Origin of the sequence: Corallococcus sp. CA053C (genome assembly GCF_003611675.1) — a bacterium.
Classification (GTDB): domain Bacteria; phylum Myxococcota; class Myxococcia; order Myxococcales; family Myxococcaceae; genus Corallococcus.
Genome location: NZ_RAWA01000024.1, coordinates 22,750 through 43,497, shown reverse-complemented (window position 1 = coordinate 43,497; position 20,748 = coordinate 22,750). Strand labels below are relative to the sequence as shown.

Sequence of the window (20,748 nt, the reverse complement as noted above, 5' to 3'; positions counted from 1 at the left end):
CCTGGGGAAGGAGGAACCCAGGACCATAGCCGGGGTGCGAGGCCCGGGTCTGGAACGTCGGTTGTCGGCGTCGTTCCAGAGTGACTACGCTTTCAGCATGGGTGACTGCTTTCAAATCATTGTCGACAAAGATGTCTCATCAGACGACGCGCCCCTCCTGGCTTCACGGGTCAGGGAATGGCTTGTCGCGCGGACGATCATCGAGCCCGGGCTGTCGGACTGCGCGCTGGGGAGTCCAGGCCATCGGCCCGGAGTCGGGCAACAGGCCGCGTTGGAGAGTCCCGATGCGGATTTCTGGAGCCCGGATGTCAACGGCCTGGAGATCAACACGGGACGCACCGTCTTCTTCAACATCGGATGTGAGTTGACGTGCCGCGCCTGTGGGGCCCGAGTCGAACCCGAGGATGATGGATGGTCTGACGCCGTGGATGATTGGTACAAGGGCAACGACGACGCGGTGTTCAACTGCCCCGAATGTCAGCAGGCAGATCGCTTGACCGATTGGAGCGGCGAGTTCCCGTGGGGCTTCGGCAACCTGGGGTTCACGTTCTGGAACTGGCCGCCCTTGTCCGAGGGCTTCGTGCGAGAAGTGTCGCAGCGGTTGGGCCACCGGACCGTATTGGTACGCGGGAAGCTGTGAATGGAGCGTGAAGGCACCCTGGGCTTCGCCCGCCGGGGGCAGTCCCAGGAGGCGTCCATGTCCGTGTGTCAGGGCCCCGTGCGCCGCAACCCCTCATCGGAAGTGCAGGAGCTGAACTGAACCCTTTCACGCGACTATGACCTTGACGCTCACCGAATCCCTACCGCTGTTGAGCGACGATGAGGCCGCGTCGCACATCGACGGCGTAGAGTCCGCCGGCATCCGTGGCGGTGTCGTTCGGGTCGCAAATTTCGGTGTGCGCGTAGATGCCGACCAGGACGATGCCGTCCGGCAGCTGCTCCACCGACACCTGATAGATGTCGCGCCGGAAGAGGCACAGCTCGACCGGCGTTGCGTCCTTGGGCGGCTTGCGGTCCAAGGGGAGGAAGTCATCCATCGCGAGCTGGACGGCGGTCGCGATGTCTCCACTGAGGAGTGTTGTCCGGCCCTCCTGAAAGAGGAGGGGCGGGAAGACGAACTTCTGGGCCTCTTCGGGAGGCGCATGCGGTGGGCGCGTCGAGCGATGGAACAGGGAGCACCCGCTCAACGCAACGAGCGACACCTGTCATGGGCCGGGGCAACGGACCGCATCCGGGTCGGCCAAGCGGATCGCGAATCCTGAGCGCTCAGGACTGGCCGCTTACGGCCGGTTGCCCTTCGCCCGCGCGCGCAGTGGAATCCTTCGCACAGGGACTGGCGCAGGACGCAGAGGCCGTCCGAGCCGCGCTGACCACGGCTGGGAGCCATGCCCACCTCTGCTGGCGCAATACCCCGCGTGGAGACGTTCAGCTTCAAGAGTCGGGACTTTAAGCTGACCGACCGGGATGCATTGGCGGCCCAGATGACTACGGACGCGGGCCACGCCCTGAGGTATTACGGGGAGACGTTGAATATCCTTCGGAAGGGAATCAGGCAGCAGGCGCACGTCCAAAGGGTCCGCCTTGTTTATGAGGAAGGGCCACTCTTGCCCAAGGACCCCAAGATGGTGAGGGCTGCGATAGCGACTGCAAAGCGTAAAGTTGAAGGAGTGGAGGTGCTGGTCGAATGAAGATTCTGGGTTTTCACGACCTGGTGGTAGGTGATCGTCTGCGGCTTTCTCTCAAGGGGAGCCTTGCATATCAGGGGAGATTCGAGGATTCGTTCGAACCATTCTTCCAGGCTCTCGAATCGTATGCTGGCGACGCGATGCCCAATGTTGTTCGAGGCCTACGGCACCGGAAGTATTCGAGAGCATCAGTCCGGAAAGCATTGGAAGAGCGCCGCGAAGGGAACAGTACTTCTGTTGCGCTGTTCCGAACGGAGCCTCCCGCGATAGAGCTAGGTCTTGATGTCTGGCTCTCTTGCCGGCCTGTCGAAATCTCCGTCTGGTTCGATGTGCAGCCGCTCATCCGTTTCATGGACGCTGAGCGGTGCGGCGAATTTGTGAAGATGGTTCGTGCTTGGGCGTCTCAGTGTGTTGTCTCGTACGCATCCGCTCATAGCATGGCGGACGAGCAGTTCACGGACTCCCCCAACTTTGGTCGTGACGACGAAGTCACGCAGCGAGATGGGTTCGACAAGGTCTACGAGGTGTGCTGGCTGAACGTCTTCGGCCCCCATCTCGTGGAGAGCGTGGGTCGTGAGCGGATGCTCTCGACTCCTGCGCACCTCGTGGAGGAACTGCCCAATGGCTCCGTCCTCCTGGTGCTGAGGCCCACTGCCGCCGACTTCGCCAGTGAGGATGCACGCGTGGCGCAGGCCCGTGCCCATGTCCACCTGCGGCCGGACCTCGACTTCGACACGGTGCTGCGCGGGCTGAAGGAGCGCAGCGCAGCGCTCGCCCCTGTGGAGCCCCGCTTCCACCCTAACCTGGCGCCGCTGCTCTCGCGTTTGCCAGACGAGTTCGCCATCAGCGAGCGGCAACAGAAGATTGCCGAACTCAACGCCTTCCGGCCACCCGAGCCGGAGGAGTGGCTGCCGATGGCCCTCCCCTCGGACGTGGCGAATCCGAAGCGCGTCCTCGAGTCCTACGGCGACTTGTCCGAAGGCCTCGTGGCGGCACTGCACACCAAGGTGCCCTCCATCATGGACGAGACGGCCGAGTCCCTCACGGACCTCGACTTCTACTTCTGGCGGGAGAACTTCCCGGAGCGGTACACGCGCGAACTCATCGACAGTCACACAGCTCCGGCGCTGGGGGCCTACCTGGGGGACGTGCTGGTGCGGCGGTTGGGCGGGACGTGGGTGCTGCGGCAGAAGGTGGAAGAGTCCCAGGTGCGGGTGGGCAAGCGCGTCTGGCTGCCCTTCCTCCGCGCCCGCCGGTACATGCAGTCCCGCCAGTCGCTGTTGGACTACTCGCTCACGCAGTTTTTCCATGAGGTGGAGCGGTACCGGCCCTGACTTGGTGCTGGTTCTCCTCGCGCGCCAGACGACGCTGTCAACGGCCGGGGTCATAGACCGCAGGAGGGTCGGCCAAGCGGATCGAGGTGACGAGTTCGTCAGGCAGCCGCTGTTCGAGTGTCATGGGCCGCCCTATCGGATCGCTCGTGGGACACCTCCTCGGATCGTTGTCCCGATCAGTCCGACCAGCCCGCGTGCTTAGGAGCGTCAAGGGTCGGCTCCGCCGAAACCTGAACGGTTCTGCGCCCTTGCCCCTCCCTCCGCGCGGGCGAAGGGCAACCGGCCGCAAGCGGCCATTCCTGAGCGATCAGGATTCGCGATCCGTTTGGCCGACCCGGCTGCGATCCATGACCCCGGCCCGTTACACCGGCTCAACTGACCCGAAAGCTGATCCGAAGTAGCGCATCGAGATCAGTGAGCCTGTCGCCCTTCTCCTCGCGCTCATCCATGATTGCGGTGAGGAAGGCGGCCTGTTCGGATGATAGGCGCGTGTGGTCTACGACGGAGAGAGGTGGGCCGCTGACGAGGAGGAACATCGCACCGCCTCCTGGGCTGAGATCCACGAAAACGTAACCTTCACCAAGCTTCGAGAACCAGCCCGGAGTGCGGTAAGCGGTGCGTACAAGGTAGTCGAGCCGCAGTGAGATGAGCCGGGTAGTCTTGCGGCCCCGCGATGCAGTGGTGTGACCGCGCCCGGCCGGGTAGCTGAGCAGGGAGCGGCTCTGAAGGCCCTTGAGCCAAGCCAAATTCCACCGAGGCTCAACGCGCCGGGTGAGCTGGGCCGCGGCATGGTCCGCCGACAGGTCCAACTGCATCAGCGTCGACTCGCCCCCCGCCTCACGCAGGAGGTCCACCATGCGCTTCTGACCAATGTTTTGTTGCACGTGAACCCACTCGTGCGGGAAATACAGCATGGCGGTAGCCAGGAGCTCTTCCCTGTCAGAGATACTGGCCACCATCTGCTGATAGCTCGGCTCGTGAAGGGTGACCGGAAGAGCAGCCTCCCTCATGCTGCGAAGAGGAGCGCTCCCAGCGTCCTGCCGCTTCGGCTCCAGCCGAAGCCTCTTCATGAGCAGAGGAGGATGCATCCGGCCCCAGCGCCCCTCCGTCGATAGAGCCTTCGAGGTGGGCGGCCGTCTCCCTGACTCACTCCTGTTCGTCCGCATCGGGAGGGGTGAGTGCGTGGCGCTCGAGCAGCCTCCGGAGCTGCGTGCGATGGATGCCGAGCGCTCGCGCCGTGGCGGTCACGTTGCCTCCGTTCTGGAGCAGGGCCTGCTCGATGCGGGCACGCTCGTCGGGAGGCAGGGGCTTCGCCTTCGATGGCGCCCGCTGCCGAGGAGGTTCTCGCTGTGCTTCGGGAGCCCGTGACAAGGCCGGCCCGAAGCTCGCTCCGGCGCCAGGACCGAGATGACGTGCCTCGACACGAGACGCGCCTTGCATGAGCGCGGCTTGTACCGCGCCGCGCAGCTCGACCAGCAACTCGCGGACGTTACCGGGCCAGGGCCTCCGCAGACACTCCTCGACCAGCGAGACGTGCAGGCCCATCCCGGGCGAGATCCGCTGGAGTTCCTGCTCGAGCAGCAGGGGAATCTCCTCGGGGCGCTGGCGCAACGGCGGCAGCGTGACCTCCGGTCGGCCGATGCGGAAGTACAGGTCCTCGCGCAACTGCCCGTTGGCCACCAGGGCGCGCAGGTCCTTGTTGCTGGCGCAGCAGACTCGCAAGTCTATCGGCTGTGCCTTCCAAGCCCCCAACGGGAGCACCTCCCTGCTCTCGAGTACCCGCAGGAGCTTGGCCTGGACCGACAGGTCCAGTTCCACGACCTCGTCGAGGAACAAGGTGCCTCCATCCGCGGACTGGAGGTAACCCGGGGCGTCCACGTCGGCCCCTGAGTACGCTCCCCGCCGAGCGCCGAACAGCAGTCGCTCCGCGATGCTCAGGGGAATGGCCGCGCAGTTGACGGCGATGAAAGGGCCACTTCGCCGGTGAGAGTGGAAGTGGAAGGTGCGCGCCACGCCTTCCTTGCCAGTACCGCTCTCCCCATGGATGTGCAGCGAAAAGCCAAGACTGGCCGCCTGGGAGACTTCCGCGAGCAGACCTTGCATCGCCGGCCCCCGCACGAACCCCTCCACGAGTTGGACCCCCTCGGCTTGGAACGGCCGTAGGTCCTGGCAGGGAACGAAGAGCGAGTCCCCCATGCGCACCACACGCCTCGCCTCACGGACCGTCCCCTTGGGAAAAGCCTCACCGTCCACGAACGTGCCATTCTGACTGCCCAGGTCGGTGACCCAGAAGCTCCGCCCATCGAAGCGGACCTGGGCATGACGCCGCGACATCTTCGCGTCCTGGACCTCACCCAGCGCGGTGGCGCCTCGCCCCAACTCCAGGACCTCCCCACTCGAGGGCATCGCCACGGCCATTGCCCGGCCTCCTCCGAAGAGGCGCAGCAGCCCTGGGACACGAGCCGCATCGCTCGCATGAGCGCCAGCGACATCCCTGCTGGAGCGCACCGTCGACCGTTCCAGTTCCCTTTCCATGGTTGCCATCATACGCTTGTGCCACGGGCACACGTCAGGCGGTGCCTCTTCCTGTGCCACCGACCCTCGCTCCACCACTGCGGGCCCGCGTCGCTTCGCAAGTCATCGAGACTCCTCGCGGCGCGGGGAACCCTGTTCACGCGGCCCGCTCTGGCACGACGTTCGCTATACAAGCCCCAGGATGAATGGACTGGCAATGACAACGAAGCAGTGCCTCCGCCCTCCCGGACTCGGCTCGCGAGTGAGCGCAAGGCTCCAGTACGTGGTGATGCTGTTCCTGGCCATGGGGGTCAGCGGGTGCTGTGTATTGTTCCCCGGGAGCAAGTCCTGCGTGAGGCCCACGCCCCCCGGAGAGCCCGACCTCAACGAGAGCCTGCCCGTCCAGGACTGCCGCTCGGAGACCTGTGTCCTCCCCCCGGAAGCCATACCCCTGTCGCCATGGGAATGTCCGACCGGGCAACCCAGCTGCCGACCTCCGGAGACGAACGGGCTGGGCATCTTCGTCGTCGAGGGCGGCACCTACTGCTTCCAGGTGGATGGGAGACCACGCTTCTGTCCCGAAGCCTTCGCGAACATCCCGGCCTCGACCAGCGCACCCCGCCCCTCTGTCCGCTTGATGGGCCGAGTCCCCAGCACGCCCGGGGACCTGCTCGGCGGATACACCGTGACGGGAGTGCTACAGAATCCCCAGACATCCGGCACAGGCGAGCCCGTCAGGATTCACAGCATCCAGGCGGAGGGCACCCGGTTCACCGTGAACTACTGTCCCATGTCCAGCGCCTGCATCGACACCGCGACCCAGGTTCTTCAACTTCGAGACGAGAACCTCCACCTGCTGAGACTCCGGGTTTCGCTCCCAGCCGATGACGGCGGGCCCGAAAGAGCGGCGACCTTCGAGGTGGCGGTGACGCCTCGCCCCGGGGCTTCGACCCGGGTCCGCGGCTATGACGTCCTCTACCGGGAGGCCACGGGGCCTTGGGTGCATCACTGCGACCTGAGGGGCGTCATCGCCTCCGACAGGGACGCAACTTCCTTCCTGCCAAGGCTGCGCATCAACAGCGTGAACGCAGCCGTCGAGCCCGTCCCGACGTGGACCACCATCGGCTGTGAGTCGGGGGCCATCGTCACCTGCCTCGACTGGGGCTACGCCCCCTGGAACCCCGACACAGGCGTCTACGACACGCTCCGCAGCCATCTCTTCGGCTCGTGCCTGCAGGCCAAGCGCGCCGCGTATTTCGTCGGCCGCGGAGACCTCAAGAGCTACACCCGGAATGGCACGCGCATCAACAAGCGCGACCAGTTCGGACTGGGGAGGAACGCGAACAACCAGGTCGAAGAGCTTCGGACGCTGGAGGCCCTCTGGAGTCCCCAAGGCGCGGTCTGCCTCAACCCTGAGAACCGCCGGGTCCCCGACATCGCCCTGCCCGCCGGCATGCTCGGTGTGCCGCCTTGCGCCAGGCCGCCCACATGGACACCGACGGGAAAACTCGCCACGGGCACGTTCACCCCGGCGCCGGACTGAGCCCCGCCTTGCGGAGCGCCTCCGCGTACTCCCGCCGCAGCAGTGGATTGAAGACGAGGGCCTTCACCAGTGACTCGCGGGCCTGACGCAGATGCTCGGCGCGCGCCGCCTCCGCGCGTGCCAGCCGTGCCTGGAGCAACAGCAACCCTCCACGGACGGCATGAGCCGAAGCCAGCTTCGGGTCCAGCGTGAGCGCCCGGTCCACTTGCGCGAGGCCCTCGGAGATGAAGCCAGGGGCCTCGCGGGGAGACACAGCTTCCGCCAGACGCAGGCAGGCCCTCGCCAGCTCCTGGTGGGATTCGTTGTAGGGCTGTATCTCCACCGCTCTCCTCGCTTCGGCGCGCGCGAGCTGGAGGAGTCGGAGTCCGGAGCCGCCGTTGCGTCGTACCCAGGTGGCCTCCACGAGCGCCAGCCGCGCGCTCAGGACCTGACAGTCGGCGCAGCTCGCATCCCCTAGCGTCGCGTCCCGCAGGGCATGTCGGCCCGCCTCGAGCGCGACATCGGGGGCGCGACCTTCCACCACGGCCTGGGTCGCCGCGAACAAGTGCCCCGTCGCGAGGAAGAAGTGGGTCCGCGCGAAGGTCGGATTGATGCCGAGCGAGCGCTCGAACCAGCGAGCGGCACGCGCCAACGGAGCCCGTGCATCCGCCGCCGAGGCGACGAGGTACTCCACGCGAAGCAGCTCCGAGAGCCCCAGCTTGTTCAGCGCGGAGTGGTAGTTGCCGTTGATGGCGAGCACTGCCTCACCCGCCGCGATGGCCTTTCGCACCTCCGGCTCCGGATCAATCCCCCGCGCGAGCCGCTGAGCCGCCATCGCGTTGTACAGCTCCGCCAGGTTCGAGTACCCGAACACGTATTTCGGGTCGTACCTCACGGCCAGACGCAGGAGGCGTTCCGCCTCGGCATAGGAGGTGGATGGATCCTCACCGCGCTCGCGCTGGCGATTCCCTCGCCAACGATGCACCAGCGACAGGTCGTTGAGTCCCCAGGGGTATTGGGGTTGGAGTTCGAGGGCCCGACCCAGCCGGGAGATGGCCTCGCGCCAGGACGGCTCGGGGTCTCCTCCCTCCCAGGACGCCTGGAGCCCCAGGAAGAAATAGCCGACGCCCAGGATGTCGTGTGCCTGGACGTCCAGGGGAGACAACTCCACCGCGCGCGACGCGGTCGCGATGCAGTCGGTGAGGAGTCGTTTCGGGTCCACCTCTTCACCGCCCGGGTTCGCGGCGCGGTACCGATTGAGGAGGATGAAGGCCTTCCGGGTGTAGCCAGCCCCGCGAGACGGCGCGGCCTGGAGACCCTGCTCCGCCGCGGACAGCGCCCTCTCCAGCGAAGCCCCGGAAGACTGCCCCTCGCGCCGGTCCAACTCCGCCTCCTGCAACCCCACCTCCGCCAGCGCCTCGTAGCTCCGGGCGTCACTGCGTCCCAGCTCCACGGCGCGCTCATGGAGGCGGCGGGCCTCGTGGAGGCCCGAGCGGGCCGCGTCGTAGTTGCCCCGCTCCAACTGCTCCATCGCTCGTGCGTGGGCCACGTCGCCCGCGAGCTTCCGGGCCTCGTACAGCCACGGCGCCTGGGTCTCGGCGAGGGCCGCCGCCCGAGCCGCCGCGTCGTAGTCGTGGCGATAGAAGGCAATCAATCCCTCCAGATATTGGGGGGACTCCAGCTCCAGCACCTGGCTGCGTTCGAGCGACTGGAGCGCTGGCCGGAGGTACTGTTCTTCGATGGCGCGCTGCCGCGCCGCGACCCACGCCGGGTCGCCCCCGTGCCGCGCCGCTTCCATCTCCTGGTGGTAGCGCTCGCCGAGGCCCCTTCCCAGCGCATAATGGAGCTCTGGCGAGTCCAGCCCCAGCTTCCTCGCGCGCGTCAGCGCGGTGTGCGCCTGTTCCAGCTCTTGCATCGCCAGATGGCCACGTCCCAGAGCGTACTGGACGAGCGCATCTCCCGGTGCCCCCAGCGTGTGCCGCCAGGCGGCGATGCGCGCCATGCGCTCACGCACGAGCTGCTGCTCTCGACGGGTGTCATGCAGGGGGGCCGTGTATGCGAATCGCAGGAACCACTCGAGGTCCTTCACCTGCTGGCCAAGCTGCTCGGCCATCCGCGCACGCCCCTCCGATTGCAGTCGAGCCTGTCGCGCGTCCCACCTGGACGTGATGCCCAGGACCGAGAGCACCAGGATGAGCGAGAGTGACACGGCGGAGCTCGCCACCAGGGTCCGGTGCTTGCGCGCGCGGCGCCATAGCCGGGAGAGCGGCCCCGGGCGCTGCCCGAGGATGGGCTCTCCGTCGATGTAGCGCCCCAGGTCCTCGGCCAGGGCTCGCGCCGAAGGGTAGCGCTGCCCGGGGTCCTTGCTCAGGCACTTGAGGACGATGACCTCCAGGTCGCCGGGCAGGTGAGGCACGAGCGTGCGCACGGGCGGCGCCTCTTCGTGGAGCACCTTGTTGAGGGTGCCGACGAGCGTCTTGTCCGAGAACGGAGGAGCGCCGGTCAGCAGCTCGTGGAGGGTGGCGCCCAGGCAATAGACGTCCGAGCGCCGGTCGACGGCCCGCGTCTCCCCTCGGGCCTGCTCCGGTGACATGTACGCGGGGGTGCCCATCACAGCGCCCGACCAGGTGAGGCCCTGCTCGAGGCCGGGTTCGTGCGCCAGACCGAAGTCCATCACCACCGGGGCGCAGCGCCCGTCCTCCTGCCGTCGCACCAGGATGTTGCCCGGCTTGAGGTCGCGGTGGATGACGCCGAGCCGATGCGCCTCGTGCATCGCGGAGGCGACCTCTCGCATCAGTTGGACCCTCTCCGGGAGCGACAGCCCTGCCGCGGCCTGGTCGAGCCGCTGGCCCTCGATGAGCTGCATCGCGATGTAGTCCCGGCCCTCCGCATGACCGACCTCGTACACCGCGCACACGTTCGGATGGTCGATTCGCGCCTGCATCCGGGCCTCTTGCAGGAAGCGCATCACCCGGTCCGGGTCCGCGCCTCGCACGAACTTCAGCGCGACGGTGCGGCTCAGCCGCCTGTCCCAGGCCCTGTGGACCTCTCCCATGCCGCCGTGGCCGAGCAGCTCCAGCAACGTGTAGTGCCCCACGGAAGAGTTTCCGTGGAGCTGGCCCGACCCCGCTCCGGGCGAGCCGTCCGGCACGAGGCTGGCCCCTACGGTGAGCTGTGCCACCTCCGGAGTGACGTCCCGGTCATCGTCCACGGCTTCCCCCATCCCGTCATGGTAGCCCATGATGGTCTACCCAGACACCCGGCCCCCGGCCATCCGACACAGCGAAACGGTGTGCCTGGCACCGCGCGGCGCTGTGTCCGTGGCGTGCCTTCCTGGGCCTCAGTCAGGTGCGCTCCGAGGCAGATGCGTCCGAGGAACGCGGCGACTGGATCGGCATGTGAGCTGCAAAGCCATGCATCCGACGAGGACGTATGGAGAGGCCTTCACGACCGAAGCACCGACTCCACACCTCCACGCTCATGCCGCCGAGCCGAGGGGCCGGCTCCGGCAAACACTCTCACACGCCTCGAAGCACTTTCACTCCAAGGAGTCGAACCGATGGCCCATTACAAGAGGATCCTCATTGCTTCAGCGGTGGTGCTCGGCAGCGTGGCGGGGACCGCCAGCGCCCGCACCGTCTCCGGGTGGCACGGCAAGCCCCAGCTCCAAGCGGATGGCGCCTGCCTGGGCGAGTCGTGGACCACGCAGACGAACAACTGCCCCAGGACGGTCGGGCTGTTCTACCCGCTCCAGGTCGACGGCTCCGGTAACTACCGGGTCACCTTCAATGCCTATGGCGCGACCTCCGCCAACAACGTCGGCTGCCGGTTCTTCGCGCTCAGCAGTGATGCGACGCAGATGTGGTCGGTGCCCGTCACCTACCTCCCGAGCTTCGGCGCCAACGTGAGCGTCGCGCTCGGCCCGGTGTACGTGCCTGCCGGCGGCACCCTGAACCTCGCGTGCGACCTCAACCAGGGCGCACGCGTGAACAGCGTTTACTGGTACCAGTAGTCCCGTCGAGCCGCCGCTACCCGGCTTTCGGGTAGCGGCGGCTCCCTCCACCGAGGTCATGACCATGAAGCCCCGGCATCTCTTGACGGGAGGCGCCCTCGCCTGCGCGTGCGCCACCGTGCTGTTCTTCCAGCAGCGGCATGACAGGGACGAGTTCCTTCGACGCGCCTCCATGGCGGAGCCGCTCGCGACCGAGAGGCAGGGGCCGGCCTCCGCGCCCGAGCCCACGCCGCCCGCCCGTCTCCGTGAAGCGCGCGTCGAGGTCCCCGTCCCCTCGCCCGTGGCACCCGAGCCCGTTGCCTCGACACCCGAGCTCGCCGCCGCGACACCCAAGGCTGGGGGGACGCCCGCCCCTTCGTCCGCCTCCACGGAGCAGGTGAGACAGCGCCTCGAGGCCTACTTCGGAGACGAGCCTTTCGACACCGCGTGGGCGCGGAGCGCCGAGCGGCAAGCGAAGGACGGCGTGAGGGCCGCGCTGCCAGACCCCTCGCAGCTCAGGTCCATCGAGTGCCGGGCCAGCCTGTGCCGCATCGAGACGGAACATGGGGACAACGAGCAGTCCTTCAACTTCGTGCGCACGGCCTTCATGGCTCCGGAGCGGCAGGTGTGGAACGCGGCGTTCGTGACGGTGCGCGGTGTGGATTCGACCGACAACAAGGTCGTCACCATCACGTACTTGGCGCGAGAGGGAGTGGACCTCCCCATGGAGAGGCTGCTCTCCCCAGGGGGCGATGACGCGCAGGCCCTCCAGTAGTCACCACGAACCAACGTCAAAGCGCTGTGCGCCCGCCGATCTCAGGGAAGCGCTCATAGGCCCGCGGGAGTGCGTCCAGGTGAGCCGCGTTGTCGAGGTCGAGCGGCGCATCGGTGAGCTATACGACCCACCCCCGAGGCCGTGCGCCGCGACCGAGTGAGCAGGCCCACATCCCGCGAGGGGGCTGGGAACCTGATGGCCCTCGTGGTGTCGGAGGACCAGTAGTTCACCCACCCGAGGTAATGCGGGAGCATGGGCGCGCGAAGCGCCTCGGGTGGGTTGAGCATGGGCAGCCCACGGGGTGAGCGCTCCGGAACATGAGCGGAACCAGGCATCTGCTTCGCGACCTCGGAGCCGTAACCGTCAGGTGAGGCGTGGCCCCAAAAAGCACGAGCCCCCTCCGCCACGCCCGCGAGCACAGCCGCCACGGCTGCGATGACAGTCGCATCGAAGGGTAGCTTCGCATGGACCTGAAGCTGCGGCTGGCCACCGGGCATCGGACTCGCGGATCTCTTCAGCCCGGAGATCATCACGGGGGAACCCTCGTCGCCATTGCACAGGAGCGGGAACTTCCCACCCCTCGCCGCGTCGGCGAGTGTTGCGAGGCGAGCTGGTTGATGGGCATCACCGAGCGCGAGCGTCAGCGAGCGCGCTCGGTGATGGGAGCGGCCTACAGAGCGGCGGCGTCGGTGTCGAGCACGCGTGCGAGTACGTCGCGCTCGACGAGCTTTTTCTTGCGACGCGCGGCCTCGCGAAGCGCAGTGGTCGCGAGCCGGTCGATGTCGCGGTGAGCGCCGGAGGCGGCCTCGTGGAGCATCGCCATCGCATCGGAGGCGAAGAGCTCTCGCTCGCAGCCCGCGTTCTTCAGGCGCAGGCGGAGGTACTCCGCGGTGTCATCGGGCCCAAGCGCGTCGATGGTGAGCCGGCGTGCGAGGCGGGAGGCGAGGCTGCGGTTACGGCGCATTGCGAGCCGCGAGTCGAGCTCGGGCAGGCCGACGAGGATGAGGGAGAGGAGCGCCTTCGAGTCCCACTGGTAGTTCAGGAGGATGTGGAGGTGGTCGAGCACGTCCTGGTGGAGCAGGTGCGCCTCGTCGAGGAGGAAGACGGGGTGGACGCGCTCGCGACCGAGGTCCTCCACGTGGCTGGACACGGCGTAGAAGACAGAGGCCGCGGTGGCGGACGGCGTGAGCCCGAGGGCAAGACACAGCTGGCGGTAGAAGTCGCGGCGGCCCAGCGTGGCGTTGTGACAGGAGGTGAGGCGGAAGCCCGCCTGGGGGAGCCGGTGGCGGAGCGCGCGCAGGACGCACGTCTTGCCGACGCCGGGCTCGCCCACCAGCATGACGCTCTGCCGCTCGCGCACGGCCTCGCAGAGCTCCTCGACGAGGTCCGTCTTGGAGGCCGGCAGCCAGAGGTCCGCGTCGGCAATCTCCTTGGAGAAGGGCGCCTCGGAGAAGCCGAAGTGAGTGACGTAGGCGGGCGTCATGACTCACCTCCATCGCGATGCTGAGGAGGACGCCCGACGGCGCGGTCGAGGAGCGCGCGGGGCGGGTCAAACGCGGGGTGTGGCCGGTACGTCTCGTCGTGGAGGGGAGGCCGACGCAGCGGCCTCTTGCGGCGCGCGTTCTTCACCGCGTCGACCGGGTGGAGGGTGTAGCGCTTGCCCTCGAATTCGGCCCAGGGAGCCTCACCCAGGTCGACAAGGCAGCGGCACAGGTGCACGAGGCGCCCGGCGAGGTGGCCTGCGTCGAGCTCGTAGTCGGCGCCATCGACAGCGACGGTGGTGTCGCGCCGCACGCGTCGGCGGATGCGGGTGGTGAGGGCCTCGCGCAGCTTCGCCTCGTCGAAGCCATCGGGCGCCCGGGGCGCGGCCTCGAAGACGGTTTTCGGTGTCGCGCCCATGAGGGCCGCGTGCGACGTGACGTGGTAGTGCGCGTCGAGGAAGGCGCAGAGGCGGACATTGACGTCGTGCAGCGAGGCGACGGGCCCGAGGAAGTCGAGGCAGCCCTCGCGCAGCGTGCGCCAGAAGCGCTCCATCTTCCCGCGGGCGGGGGCGTCGTAGGGCCGCGCGTGCAAGAGCGACGTGCCGATGCGAGCGCACGCGGTGGCGAGCGTCTCGCCCCGGTACGTGGCGCCATTGTCCAGGTAGAGAGCGTCCGGCGGACCGTGCTTGCGCAGGGCGCGCACCCTGAGGCCAAGCATGTCCACCTCGCGCTCGGTGTGGTGGGCCTCCAGCGCCACGACGTACCGACTCGCGTCGTCCAGCAGCGCGTGGATGCGCAAGGGCAGCGACTTGCCCCCGACGGTGAGTCCAGGCCCGTGACACACGTCCGCGTGCCACAGGGCCATGGGGCGCTCGGCCTGCCAGCGCAGGCGCGTCTTCGTGCCGCTGCCGTCGCGCATTCCGATGCGGTCGAGTCCTGCTTCCGCAAAGAGGCGGCGCACCGTCGTCGCCGAGACGGCGTCCTTCTCGAGCCGGCCATCGGTGACGAGCGTGCGCAGGATGAGCGTCACGGACGCGGACGGGTACTCCCGCCGGATGTCGAGCAGCAGCTCGCGCTGGGCCGCCGAGAGCTGCTGGGCGCGGCCCTTGTCGCTGCGGCCGCGCGGGGCGAGGCCTGAGAGGCCGCGCTTCTTGTACGCGTAGTACCAGCGCTCGAGCGTGGCCGCCGAGTAGCAGTGGCTCGCCTTGGCGCCCGGCGGCACGAAGCGCTGCTGGGCGAGGGACTCGAGCGCCGAGGCGAGCTGGCCTCGGTCCATCTGCGCCTGGGTGAGGGCGCCGATGACTCCGTGGCGAAACACCGCCACCGCCTCGGCGTGGGACTTCGGGGTGAGGCTCTTCATTTTGCGCGGACTTCCCGTACCGCCCCCTCATCCCGGCATGGGCCTCTTGGGAGAGCAGACGCCTACCGTCCCGCCGGAGGCAGGCCTTCGAGGACGGGGCGTGTCGGGTGGGACGGACTTCTGCGCGGGGCGAGCCGATGGCCGCGGAGCAAGTCCCTCAGCGAGCGCGCTCGGCGCCCCGGAACGAACAGGCGGACAGCGATGGCGGTCCCGTCGCCGGGAGCGCAAAGGCGGCGACTGTCGTCGCCGCTCGTGCGGCCACCGCTCGCGCCGTCCAGTCCGCGGGCGCCGGCCGCACGCAGCAGAGCAGCCTCCCGCGCCTGGCCTCTCCGGCTCAGCGACAGAGGGCATCCCAGCGCCCAGCGCTCCCTGGCCCCACCACGTCCCACGGACTCACGCGCCTGCGCACCGCCGCCGCCGGCAGCGACTCGAGGCCCCACAGGGCGAGCGCCCAGGCGATGGCCGCGAGCGAATAGAGCTTCCTGGCCAGCACCTCCGCGGGCACTACCGTCTGCGACACGCCGCACGCACGGCAGCGGTAGCGTCGCACGCGCAGCTCTACGAGGACGGGCGACGCGCCAGCGTCCAGCGGCCCGCGCACCTGGCGGCTCCGGCTGCCATGCCCATGAAGCCCCAGAGGCGCTCCCACAGGGCGGCTCGCCGCGCCGCAAGCGGCGCAGCTCGCCGGGCGTACCGCCGACACGGACGGCATCTGTGCCGCCCAGGACTTGACGCCGACGCGCGTCCGTACGACTCCTTGGGTGCCTCGCTTCTCTCTCACACGTCAAGCGGGGCGCTCGACCTGTGAGCGTGTTGGCGCACGCTCCAGGTCACCTTTCTCGCACGCGAGCTGGCGAACACCGCCGCGCCCCGTCCTCTCAGCGCCCCGCGGACTACCTCACGCAGCGTGGCGCGCCAGAATCCGGCTCGCTGCTGGACTCCGCGCGGCCTGCAACATCCCTTCCCGGCAACCAGCACGCTCGTCGCGACCGCGATCTCCATCAACCACTTCGCTCAGCAACAGCCACAAAACCCGGAGAGGCTCACTGTCGGACTGAACAAGGACACTCTGTCCTTCACCCCTGCCGGGACCATTCACAGGAGGCGTCGATGCTCATGCGATGGAGTTGGGCTGTCGTCATGCTGGGGCTGGTACCCGGGGCCGGAGGGGCGCAGGAGGCCGCCGCCCCAGAGGACTTCGACGCCACCATTCGCAGGCTGGAGGAGGCCATTTCGGCCGAGCCTTCCGGCGAGGAAGAGGCGGGAGCGGCGCGGCCCGAAGAGGAGGCCTCTGCGCCTGCCACGTCCGAATCGACGCCGCCCTGGACGAGCCTGCTGCGCATGGACGCGGCGACGTTGACGTTGCTGCCGCGAAGGGGCGCGGGCACCGACGAAGGCTTCGTGCAGTTGGAGCCCCTGGTGGCCTTGGGCAAGGGGGAGTCGTTTCGACTCATTCTCGGGGCGCCGGTGCGGCTTCGACTGTGGGGCGGAGGGGCGGGCGCGGGCCTCGTGAGGACGGAGGACTGGGACACGCTGTCCGACTGGGGGCAGGTGGTGCGCCTCTTCATGGTGGGAGGGGACACGCCGAACTCGGTGTGGTTGGGGATGATGGAGGGCTACTCCCTCTTGTCCGGGCACCTGGTGCGGCGCTACGGCAACCGCGTCAACCCCGACTACAGCCCCGCCGGTGTCATCGCGACGGGGACGCTCGGGTCGGTGTACGCGGAGGCGTTCGTCTCGGATGTGCTGAGCGCTCGCCTGACGGGGGCGGAAGTGGCCCTGGACGTGCAGCACGTCCTCTTCGGCCGGCCTCCTGTCCCGGGTCGCTACACGCTGGCCCTGTCGGCGGTGCATGACTGGGGGAGGGTTGGAAACACCGCGAGGCCCCTGACGCTGGCGCACCTGGACGCCACCGCCGTGGTGCTGCGGCGCGGGCGAAAGGGCAGGAGGGTGGAGGCGCACCTGCTGGGCGGATGGGGCGGACGCCCGGGCGAGAGAGGAGCATGGGGCGCGGTGGCGGGCGTGGGCGTGGATGCGTTGACGCCGACGGTGGACCTGCGGGCCCGCCTGGAGGGGCGCCTGCAGCGTGGAGGTTTCCGGCAGGGCGCCTTCGGCCCGGACTACGAGCTGGCGCGCTTCCAGGTGGCGGGCCCGGCCTCCGTGCCGCTGGCGGAGGCGTCCTTCCCGGAAGGGACTTCCGCCTACGGAGAGGTGATTTTCAGCTGGGACGCGGTGCGCCTGAGTGGCATGCGCCAGCGACACCTCTTCCTCTCCCTGGGGGTGGAGGCCTTCTCCTGGGGCCGGGTGGACGTGGACGGGCGTCTGGAGGCGCAGCTCTTCCACCGGGACCTCAGTCTGGGTGTCAGCGGGCTGGCGACGGCCATGGGCCAGTCGGGCGCGCGCTACCTCGTCTCGGGGGAGGCCCGGTGGCGCTTGCTGGGAGGCAACCTCTACGCGCTGGGGCAGGGCGGCACGCTGCTGTTTCCCACGCCGGAGGGGACGCTGCGGCCGGGTGCCTTCGCGGCCGTGGGGCTGGGGGTGGACCATGCGCGCTGAGCGACTGCCGCGTGGCGGAGCTGGCCTGGTGCTGGCCCTGGCGCTCCTCATGGCGGGATGTGCCTCGCTGCCCTCTCGGGCGGGCCCTGAAGGCACCCTGGCTGCTGTCTCGGGCTCGACGCCCATGGTGGCCTTGGGGCGCGGTGCCGTCGCGAGTCTTCCCGAGGACGACGGGCCCGAGGACTTCTCCGACGAGGAGGCTGAAGTCGGGCCGCTGCTGCACCGCCGCCGGGCCTCGCCGTCGTCCCCGAGCCCCGGCGGAGGCGAGACAACGCCCCTGCGTGGGGTGGGCGCCCTGGCAGGAGCGTGCGGGGAAGTGCCCGCGGGCTGGCCGCACCTGGACTCGGAGGACGAGGTACTGGCGCCCTTCCTGGAGTGCACCACGCCAGCGGCCTTCCTGGCCTTGCAGCGCGAGGCGGACATGCCCCGGCTGGTGGAGGCCTTCTCGGACTGGAACGCCGTCCGGCTGGGCGCCCTGGGCCCCCTGGAGGCCGAGGCCGCCCGCGTCCTCCTCAAGAAGCGCGCGGCCTTCCTTGCCACCGCCGTCGAGAAGCACGGCCTGGCCAAGGCGGAAGTCTTTGCCCTCTTCGTCCTGCACACCACCCATGACGAAGAGGTGCGGCAGCTGCTGCACCTGTTAGCCGAGGACAAGCTGCTCAAGCGCGCCCTGGGGGGCATGGAGGTGGTCCGTGGGGAGCTGAAGCAGCGGGGCATGGCCCTCGCCGACTTCCCGGAGCGGGACTTCCGCGCGGGCGACATCGCGCGCGGGCTGGGGAGGGCCGCGGATGACGTCGCGTCCGCCATTCCTCTCGTCGGAGGAAGCCGGAGCGTGGATGCATCCGCGCTGCCCGCGCAGCTGCCACCGCCGTACCGGGAAGCGTACCGGGAGGTGGAGACTGCTCAGTTCCTGGGGGCCTTCGCACCGGGCAACGTGGCCCTGGCGTCCTTCGACCACCTCACCTTTGGCATGCCGCTGGGTTTCTACCACCTGGCGGCGGGAACGGCGCAGGGCGGGGCTTCCCTCGCCAGGGGCGAGTACGAAGAGGCCACGCGACAACTGGCCCCCGCGGCCCTCATGGTGGGCCTGTACGCGGGAGGCAAGGGGGCGCGTGCCTTCCGTGAAGCCGGCCTCACCCGGCAAGAGGGGGCGCGGCTTCAAGCGGCGGTGCCCCGCGTGGAGGCGCTGAAGGCCGTGCTGGCGAGGTTGGAGGCGCGACTGGGAGAGAGCGCGGTGGGGGAGTTGGCCCGCCACCTCCAGCAGAGCCGGGAGGCGGCCCTTCTGGTGGCGGAGTGGGGCGAAGCCGGCGCGCTGGCTCTTCACGAGGCCCGAGGTAACGTCGTTCAGGCGCAGGCCACGTTGGCGGTGCGGTATCGCGAGCCCCCGAGTGCTGCGTCCACCGGCGGGGGCTCAGGGCGCAAGGGTGGTACTCGGCCCTCCGTGCCTCCCGAGGCGGCAGGCCTCCCGGCCGAGGTGGCGGAGGCGAAGTTCAAGCAGTGGGAGGCGGAGTTCCCGGGAGAGCGCCTGTCGATGGACGTGGCGGAGCTGACGAGGCACCGCCAAGCCCTGCTGAAGGCGGCTCCCGCCGACATCAAGGCGGAGCCACGCTGGGCCGACTACGTGGCGTACCTGGAGATGAGGGCCGCGGAAATCAAACAGGGGATTGCGCAGAAGGGGCCCCTGAAGTGGGCCGGCTACCGGCTCGTGCGTGACCGGTACGCCCGGGGTCTGGCCTTCGAGAGGAAGATGGTCGCCCTCCTGGAGGAGGACGCGGCCCGTCCGCGGGCGCAGCGGCGGTGGCTCAAGGACTTCGACCAGCCCCGCGTCGAGACGCATGTGGGCGTGGCAAAGACAGACTTGCGCTTCGCGGACGTGCTCGTCATCGAAGAGGGGCCCGCTGCTGGCGCGACGCCCCGCGTGGAGACGTTCAGCCTCAAGAGTCGGGACCTTCGTCGCCTTGATGCGGATGCTCTGGCATCGCAGATGGTTGCGGACGCGAGCAATGCTCTGCGGTATTACGGTGAGGCTCTGAACATCCGTCGCCCCGGTTTCGAACAGATGGCAAAAGTCCAGAAAGTCCGTCTCATCTACGAGGGTGGCGAACTCAAGCCTACTGACGCCAAGACATTGAAAAACACATTGGATAAGGTCGGTGATGAAGTCGAGGGAGTGGAGGTCCTGTTTCAATGAGCTTACTAACGCTGCGGGACTTGGACGCCGAAGACAGTCTGCGGCTTTCTTTCGATGGTGCATTCGATCCGCAGGCCAAATTGACGCATGAACTGGCGCCTTTCCTTGAAGCCCTTGAAGAGTATGCTGGCGACTGGCTGCCAGATGTTGTCAGAGGTAAGCGGCAACGCAAGTACTCCCGTGAGGCCGTTTGGAAATCGATTGAGGAGCGACGCAGCGAGAGGAGTGCGTCCGTCGGGTTCTTTCATGCGGCAGTTCCGCAGATGTCACTGGCTTTGTATCTAGGGCTTGCTCCCCGGCGGCCCAGGCTGAACGTCAGCCTCAATGTGCAACCGCTTTCGCTCTTTGTAGAAGTGGAGCGCTGTCGGAGATTTGTGGAAATGGTACGTGCCTGGGCAGATAGCTATCCGGCGCCCTACGCCTCGGCACACAGTATGGCCGATGATCAGTTGTCTGGCGCCCCTGGTTTCGGTCGGGATGATGAGGTCGTCAATAGAGACGGATTTGACAAGGTCTATGAACTATATTGGCTCAACATCTTCGGCCCGAAGCTGGTTGAGTCCATAGGCCGCGAGCGGATGCTCTCGACGCCTGCTCACCTCGTGGAGGAGCTTCCTAACGGCTCCGTCCTCTTGGTGCTGCGGCCCACCGCTGCGGACTTCGCGAGCGACGAGGCTCGTGTGGCCCAGGCCCGTGCGCATGTCCACCTGCGGCCGGACCTCGACTTCGACACGGTGCTGCGCACGCTGAGGGAGCGCAGTGCTGCGCTCGCTCCCGTGGAGCCCCGCTTCCACCCGGACGTGGCGCCGTTCCTCTCGCGGCTACCGGACGGGTTCGCCATCAGCGAGCGGCAACGGAAGATTGCCGAACTCAACGCCTTCCGGCCTCCTGAGCCAGAAGAGTGGCTGCCGGTCGCCCTCCCCTCGGACGCGGAGAATCCCGAGCGCGTCCGCAGCGACTACGGCGACCTGTCCGAGAGCCTCGTGGCTGCGCTGCATACGAAGGTGCCCAGCATCTTCGACGCGACGCCCGAGTCTCTCACGGACCTGGACTTCTACTTCTGGCGGGAGAACTTCCCGGAGCGATACCAGCGGGAACTCATCGACGAGCACACGGCGCCAGCCGTGGGGGCCTACCTGGGGGACGTGCTGGTGCGGCGGTTGGGCGGGACGTGGGTGCTGCGGGCGAAGATGGAGGAGTCCCAGGTGCGCGTTGGAAAGCGCGTCTGGCTGCCCTTCCTGCGCGCCCGCCGGTATATGCAGTCCCGCCAGTCATTGCTGGACTGCTCGCTCACCCAGTTCTTCCGCGAGGCGGAGCGGCACCGGGGGTGAGGACCGCGAGG

Annotated in this window: 19 protein-coding genes; 9 read left to right on the top strand and 10 right to left on the bottom strand. The window is 68.3% G+C overall.

Annotated elements, in window-relative coordinates; genetic code table 11:
- The first annotated feature begins 61 nt into the window (after positions 1-61).
- On the top strand, positions 62-640 hold the full coding sequence (locus tag D7V97_RS05470) for a hypothetical protein (RefSeq protein WP_120609522.1): 579 nt from the start codon (positions 62-64) through the stop codon (positions 638-640).
- A gap of 160 nt (positions 641-800) precedes the next feature.
- On the opposite strand, the gene D7V97_RS05465 is transcribed toward D7V97_RS05470, so the two are convergent.
- The gene (locus D7V97_RS05465) at positions 801-1,187 is read right to left on the bottom strand and encodes a hypothetical protein (protein WP_147444701.1); all 387 of its coding nucleotides are present in this window, start codon (positions 1,185-1,187) and stop codon (positions 801-803) included.
- Between the two features lie 228 nt (positions 1,188-1,415).
- Between D7V97_RS05465 and D7V97_RS05460 the strand changes: the two genes are divergently transcribed.
- Positions 1,416-1,688, top strand: coding sequence for a hypothetical protein (locus D7V97_RS05460; protein WP_120609520.1), 273 nt, complete (start codon positions 1,416-1,418; stop codon positions 1,686-1,688).
- Positions 1,685-3,019 (top strand): hypothetical protein, encoded by a 1,335-nt coding sequence (locus tag D7V97_RS05455; RefSeq protein ID WP_120609519.1) that lies wholly within the window; start codon positions 1,685-1,687, stop codon positions 3,017-3,019. Before D7V97_RS05460 ends, D7V97_RS05455 begins: the two co-directional genes overlap by 4 nt.
- Positions 3,020-3,390: 371 nt before the next feature.
- Here the strand turns inward: D7V97_RS05455 and D7V97_RS45755 are convergent, their stop codons facing one another.
- Both D7V97_RS45755 and D7V97_RS05445 read right to left on the bottom strand, forming a co-directional pair.
- Positions 3,391-3,978 carry a hypothetical protein gene (locus tag D7V97_RS45755; protein ID WP_233582526.1) on the bottom strand — a complete coding sequence of 196 codons (588 nt, stop codon included), beginning with the start codon at positions 3,976-3,978 and terminating at the stop codon, positions 3,391-3,393.
- Between the two features lie 187 nt (positions 3,979-4,165).
- On the bottom strand, positions 4,166-5,437 hold the full coding sequence (locus D7V97_RS05445; RefSeq protein ID WP_233582525.1) for a sigma 54-interacting transcriptional regulator: 1,272 nt from the start codon (positions 5,435-5,437) through the stop codon (positions 4,166-4,168).
- Positions 5,438-6,218: 781 nt separating this feature from the next.
- Here D7V97_RS05445 and D7V97_RS05440 point away from each other — a divergent pair.
- Entirely contained in the window at positions 6,219-7,076 is an 858-nt protein-coding gene (locus D7V97_RS05440; protein ID WP_147444700.1) for an ADYC domain-containing protein, read from the top strand.
- On the opposite strand, the gene D7V97_RS05435 is transcribed toward D7V97_RS05440, so the two are convergent.
- A complete protein-coding gene (locus tag D7V97_RS05435) occupies positions 7,057-10,296 on the bottom strand; it encodes a serine/threonine-protein kinase (protein ID WP_120609516.1) in 3,240 nt (1,079 codons plus the stop codon). The genes D7V97_RS05440 and D7V97_RS05435 overlap by 20 nt on opposite strands.
- A gap of 318 nt (positions 10,297-10,614) precedes the next feature.
- Here D7V97_RS05435 and D7V97_RS05430 point away from each other — a divergent pair, with 318 nt between their 5' ends.
- Complete coding sequence (locus tag D7V97_RS05430; RefSeq protein WP_120609515.1) at positions 10,615-11,067, top strand: hypothetical protein; 453 nt, start codon at positions 10,615-10,617, stop codon at positions 11,065-11,067.
- 64 nt (positions 11,068-11,131) lie between these two features.
- Positions 11,132-11,821, top strand: a complete 690-nt coding sequence (locus D7V97_RS05425) for a hypothetical protein (RefSeq protein WP_147444699.1) — start codon at positions 11,132-11,134, stop codon at positions 11,819-11,821.
- A gap of 16 nt (positions 11,822-11,837) precedes the next feature.
- Here D7V97_RS05425 and D7V97_RS46735 read toward each other — a convergent pair whose 3' ends face one another.
- From D7V97_RS46735 to D7V97_RS05405, 5 genes are all read right to left on the bottom strand, one after another.
- Positions 11,838-11,900, bottom strand: coding sequence for a DUF5953 family protein (locus D7V97_RS46735; protein WP_368668876.1), 63 nt, complete (start codon positions 11,898-11,900; stop codon positions 11,838-11,840).
- Positions 11,875-12,381: a DUF5953 family protein gene (locus D7V97_RS45750; protein ID WP_368668875.1), complete on the bottom strand. Its 507-nt coding sequence runs from the start codon at positions 12,379-12,381 to the stop codon at positions 11,875-11,877. The genes D7V97_RS46735 and D7V97_RS45750 overlap by 26 nt, the downstream gene beginning before the upstream one ends.
- Before the next feature lie 110 nt (positions 12,382-12,491).
- Positions 12,492-13,304, bottom strand: coding sequence for an ExeA family protein (locus D7V97_RS05415; RefSeq protein WP_120609513.1), 813 nt, complete (start codon positions 13,302-13,304; stop codon positions 12,492-12,494).
- Positions 13,301-14,662: a DDE-type integrase/transposase/recombinase gene (locus D7V97_RS05410; RefSeq protein ID WP_233582524.1), complete on the bottom strand. Its 1,362-nt coding sequence runs from the start codon at positions 14,660-14,662 to the stop codon at positions 13,301-13,303. The genes D7V97_RS05415 and D7V97_RS05410 overlap by 4 nt, the downstream gene beginning before the upstream one ends.
- Before the next feature lie 334 nt (positions 14,663-14,996).
- Positions 14,997-15,374, bottom strand: a complete 378-nt coding sequence (locus D7V97_RS05405; protein WP_120609512.1) for a transposase family protein — start codon at positions 15,372-15,374, stop codon at positions 14,997-14,999.
- Positions 15,375-15,772: 398 nt separating this feature from the next.
- On the opposite strand from D7V97_RS05405, the gene D7V97_RS05400 reads away from it, so the two are divergent.
- Both D7V97_RS05400 and D7V97_RS05395 read left to right on the top strand, forming a co-directional pair.
- The gene (locus D7V97_RS05400) at positions 15,773-17,218 is read left to right on the top strand and encodes a hypothetical protein (protein ID WP_120609511.1); all 1,446 of its coding nucleotides are present in this window, start codon (positions 15,773-15,775) and stop codon (positions 17,216-17,218) included.
- A complete protein-coding gene (locus tag D7V97_RS05395; RefSeq protein WP_120609531.1) occupies positions 17,208-19,406 on the top strand; it encodes a hypothetical protein in 2,199 nt (732 codons plus the stop codon). Before D7V97_RS05400 ends, D7V97_RS05395 begins: the two co-directional genes overlap by 11 nt.
- 5 nt (positions 19,407-19,411) lie before the next feature.
- On the opposite strand, the gene D7V97_RS45745 is transcribed toward D7V97_RS05395, so the two are convergent.
- On the bottom strand, positions 19,412-19,654 hold the full coding sequence (locus D7V97_RS45745; RefSeq protein ID WP_233582528.1) for a hypothetical protein: 243 nt from the start codon (positions 19,652-19,654) through the stop codon (positions 19,412-19,414).
- Here D7V97_RS45745 and D7V97_RS05390 point away from each other — a divergent pair.
- Positions 19,544-20,737, top strand: a complete 1,194-nt coding sequence (locus D7V97_RS05390; RefSeq protein ID WP_233582527.1) for a hypothetical protein — start codon at positions 19,544-19,546, stop codon at positions 20,735-20,737. The two genes, D7V97_RS45745 and D7V97_RS05390, sit on opposite strands and share 111 nt — an antisense overlap.
- The last annotated feature ends 11 nt before the right edge of the window (positions 20,738-20,748 follow it).

Excerpts from the sequence above, each read along its gene's own strand:
- D7V97_RS05455 (WP_120609519.1), top strand. The coding sequence starts at position 1,685 with ATGAAGATTCTGGGTTTTCACGACCTGGTGGTAGGTGATCGTCTGCGG.
- D7V97_RS45745 (WP_233582528.1), bottom strand. The coding sequence starts at position 19,654 with ATGAAAGAACCCGACGGACGCACTCCTCTCGCTGCGTCGCTCCTCAAT.
- D7V97_RS05410 (WP_233582524.1), bottom strand. The coding sequence starts at position 14,662 with ATGAAGAGCCTCACCCCGAAGTCCCACGCCGAGGCGGTGGCGGTGTTT.
- D7V97_RS05395 (WP_120609531.1), top strand. The coding sequence starts at position 17,208 with ATGCGCGCTGAGCGACTGCCGCGTGGCGGAGCTGGCCTGGTGCTGGCC.
- D7V97_RS05435 (WP_120609516.1), bottom strand. The coding sequence starts at position 10,296 with ATGGGCTACCATGACGGGATGGGGGAAGCCGTGGACGATGACCGGGAC.
- D7V97_RS05405 (WP_120609512.1), bottom strand. The coding sequence starts at position 15,374 with ATGCCGTCCGTGTCGGCGGTACGCCCGGCGAGCTGCGCCGCTTGCGGC.
- D7V97_RS05415 (WP_120609513.1), bottom strand. The coding sequence starts at position 13,304 with ATGACGCCCGCCTACGTCACTCACTTCGGCTTCTCCGAGGCGCCCTTC.
- D7V97_RS05425 (WP_147444699.1), top strand. The coding sequence starts at position 11,132 with ATGAAGCCCCGGCATCTCTTGACGGGAGGCGCCCTCGCCTGCGCGTGC.
- D7V97_RS05430 (WP_120609515.1), top strand. The coding sequence starts at position 10,615 with ATGGCCCATTACAAGAGGATCCTCATTGCTTCAGCGGTGGTGCTCGGC.
- D7V97_RS45755 (WP_233582526.1), bottom strand. The coding sequence starts at position 3,978 with ATGGTGGCCAGTATCTCTGACAGGGAAGAGCTCCTGGCTACCGCCATG.
- D7V97_RS05445 (WP_233582525.1), bottom strand. The coding sequence starts at position 5,437 with ATGGCCGTGGCGATGCCCTCGAGTGGGGAGGTCCTGGAGTTGGGGCGA.
- D7V97_RS05400 (WP_120609511.1), top strand. The coding sequence starts at position 15,773 with ATGCTCATGCGATGGAGTTGGGCTGTCGTCATGCTGGGGCTGGTACCC.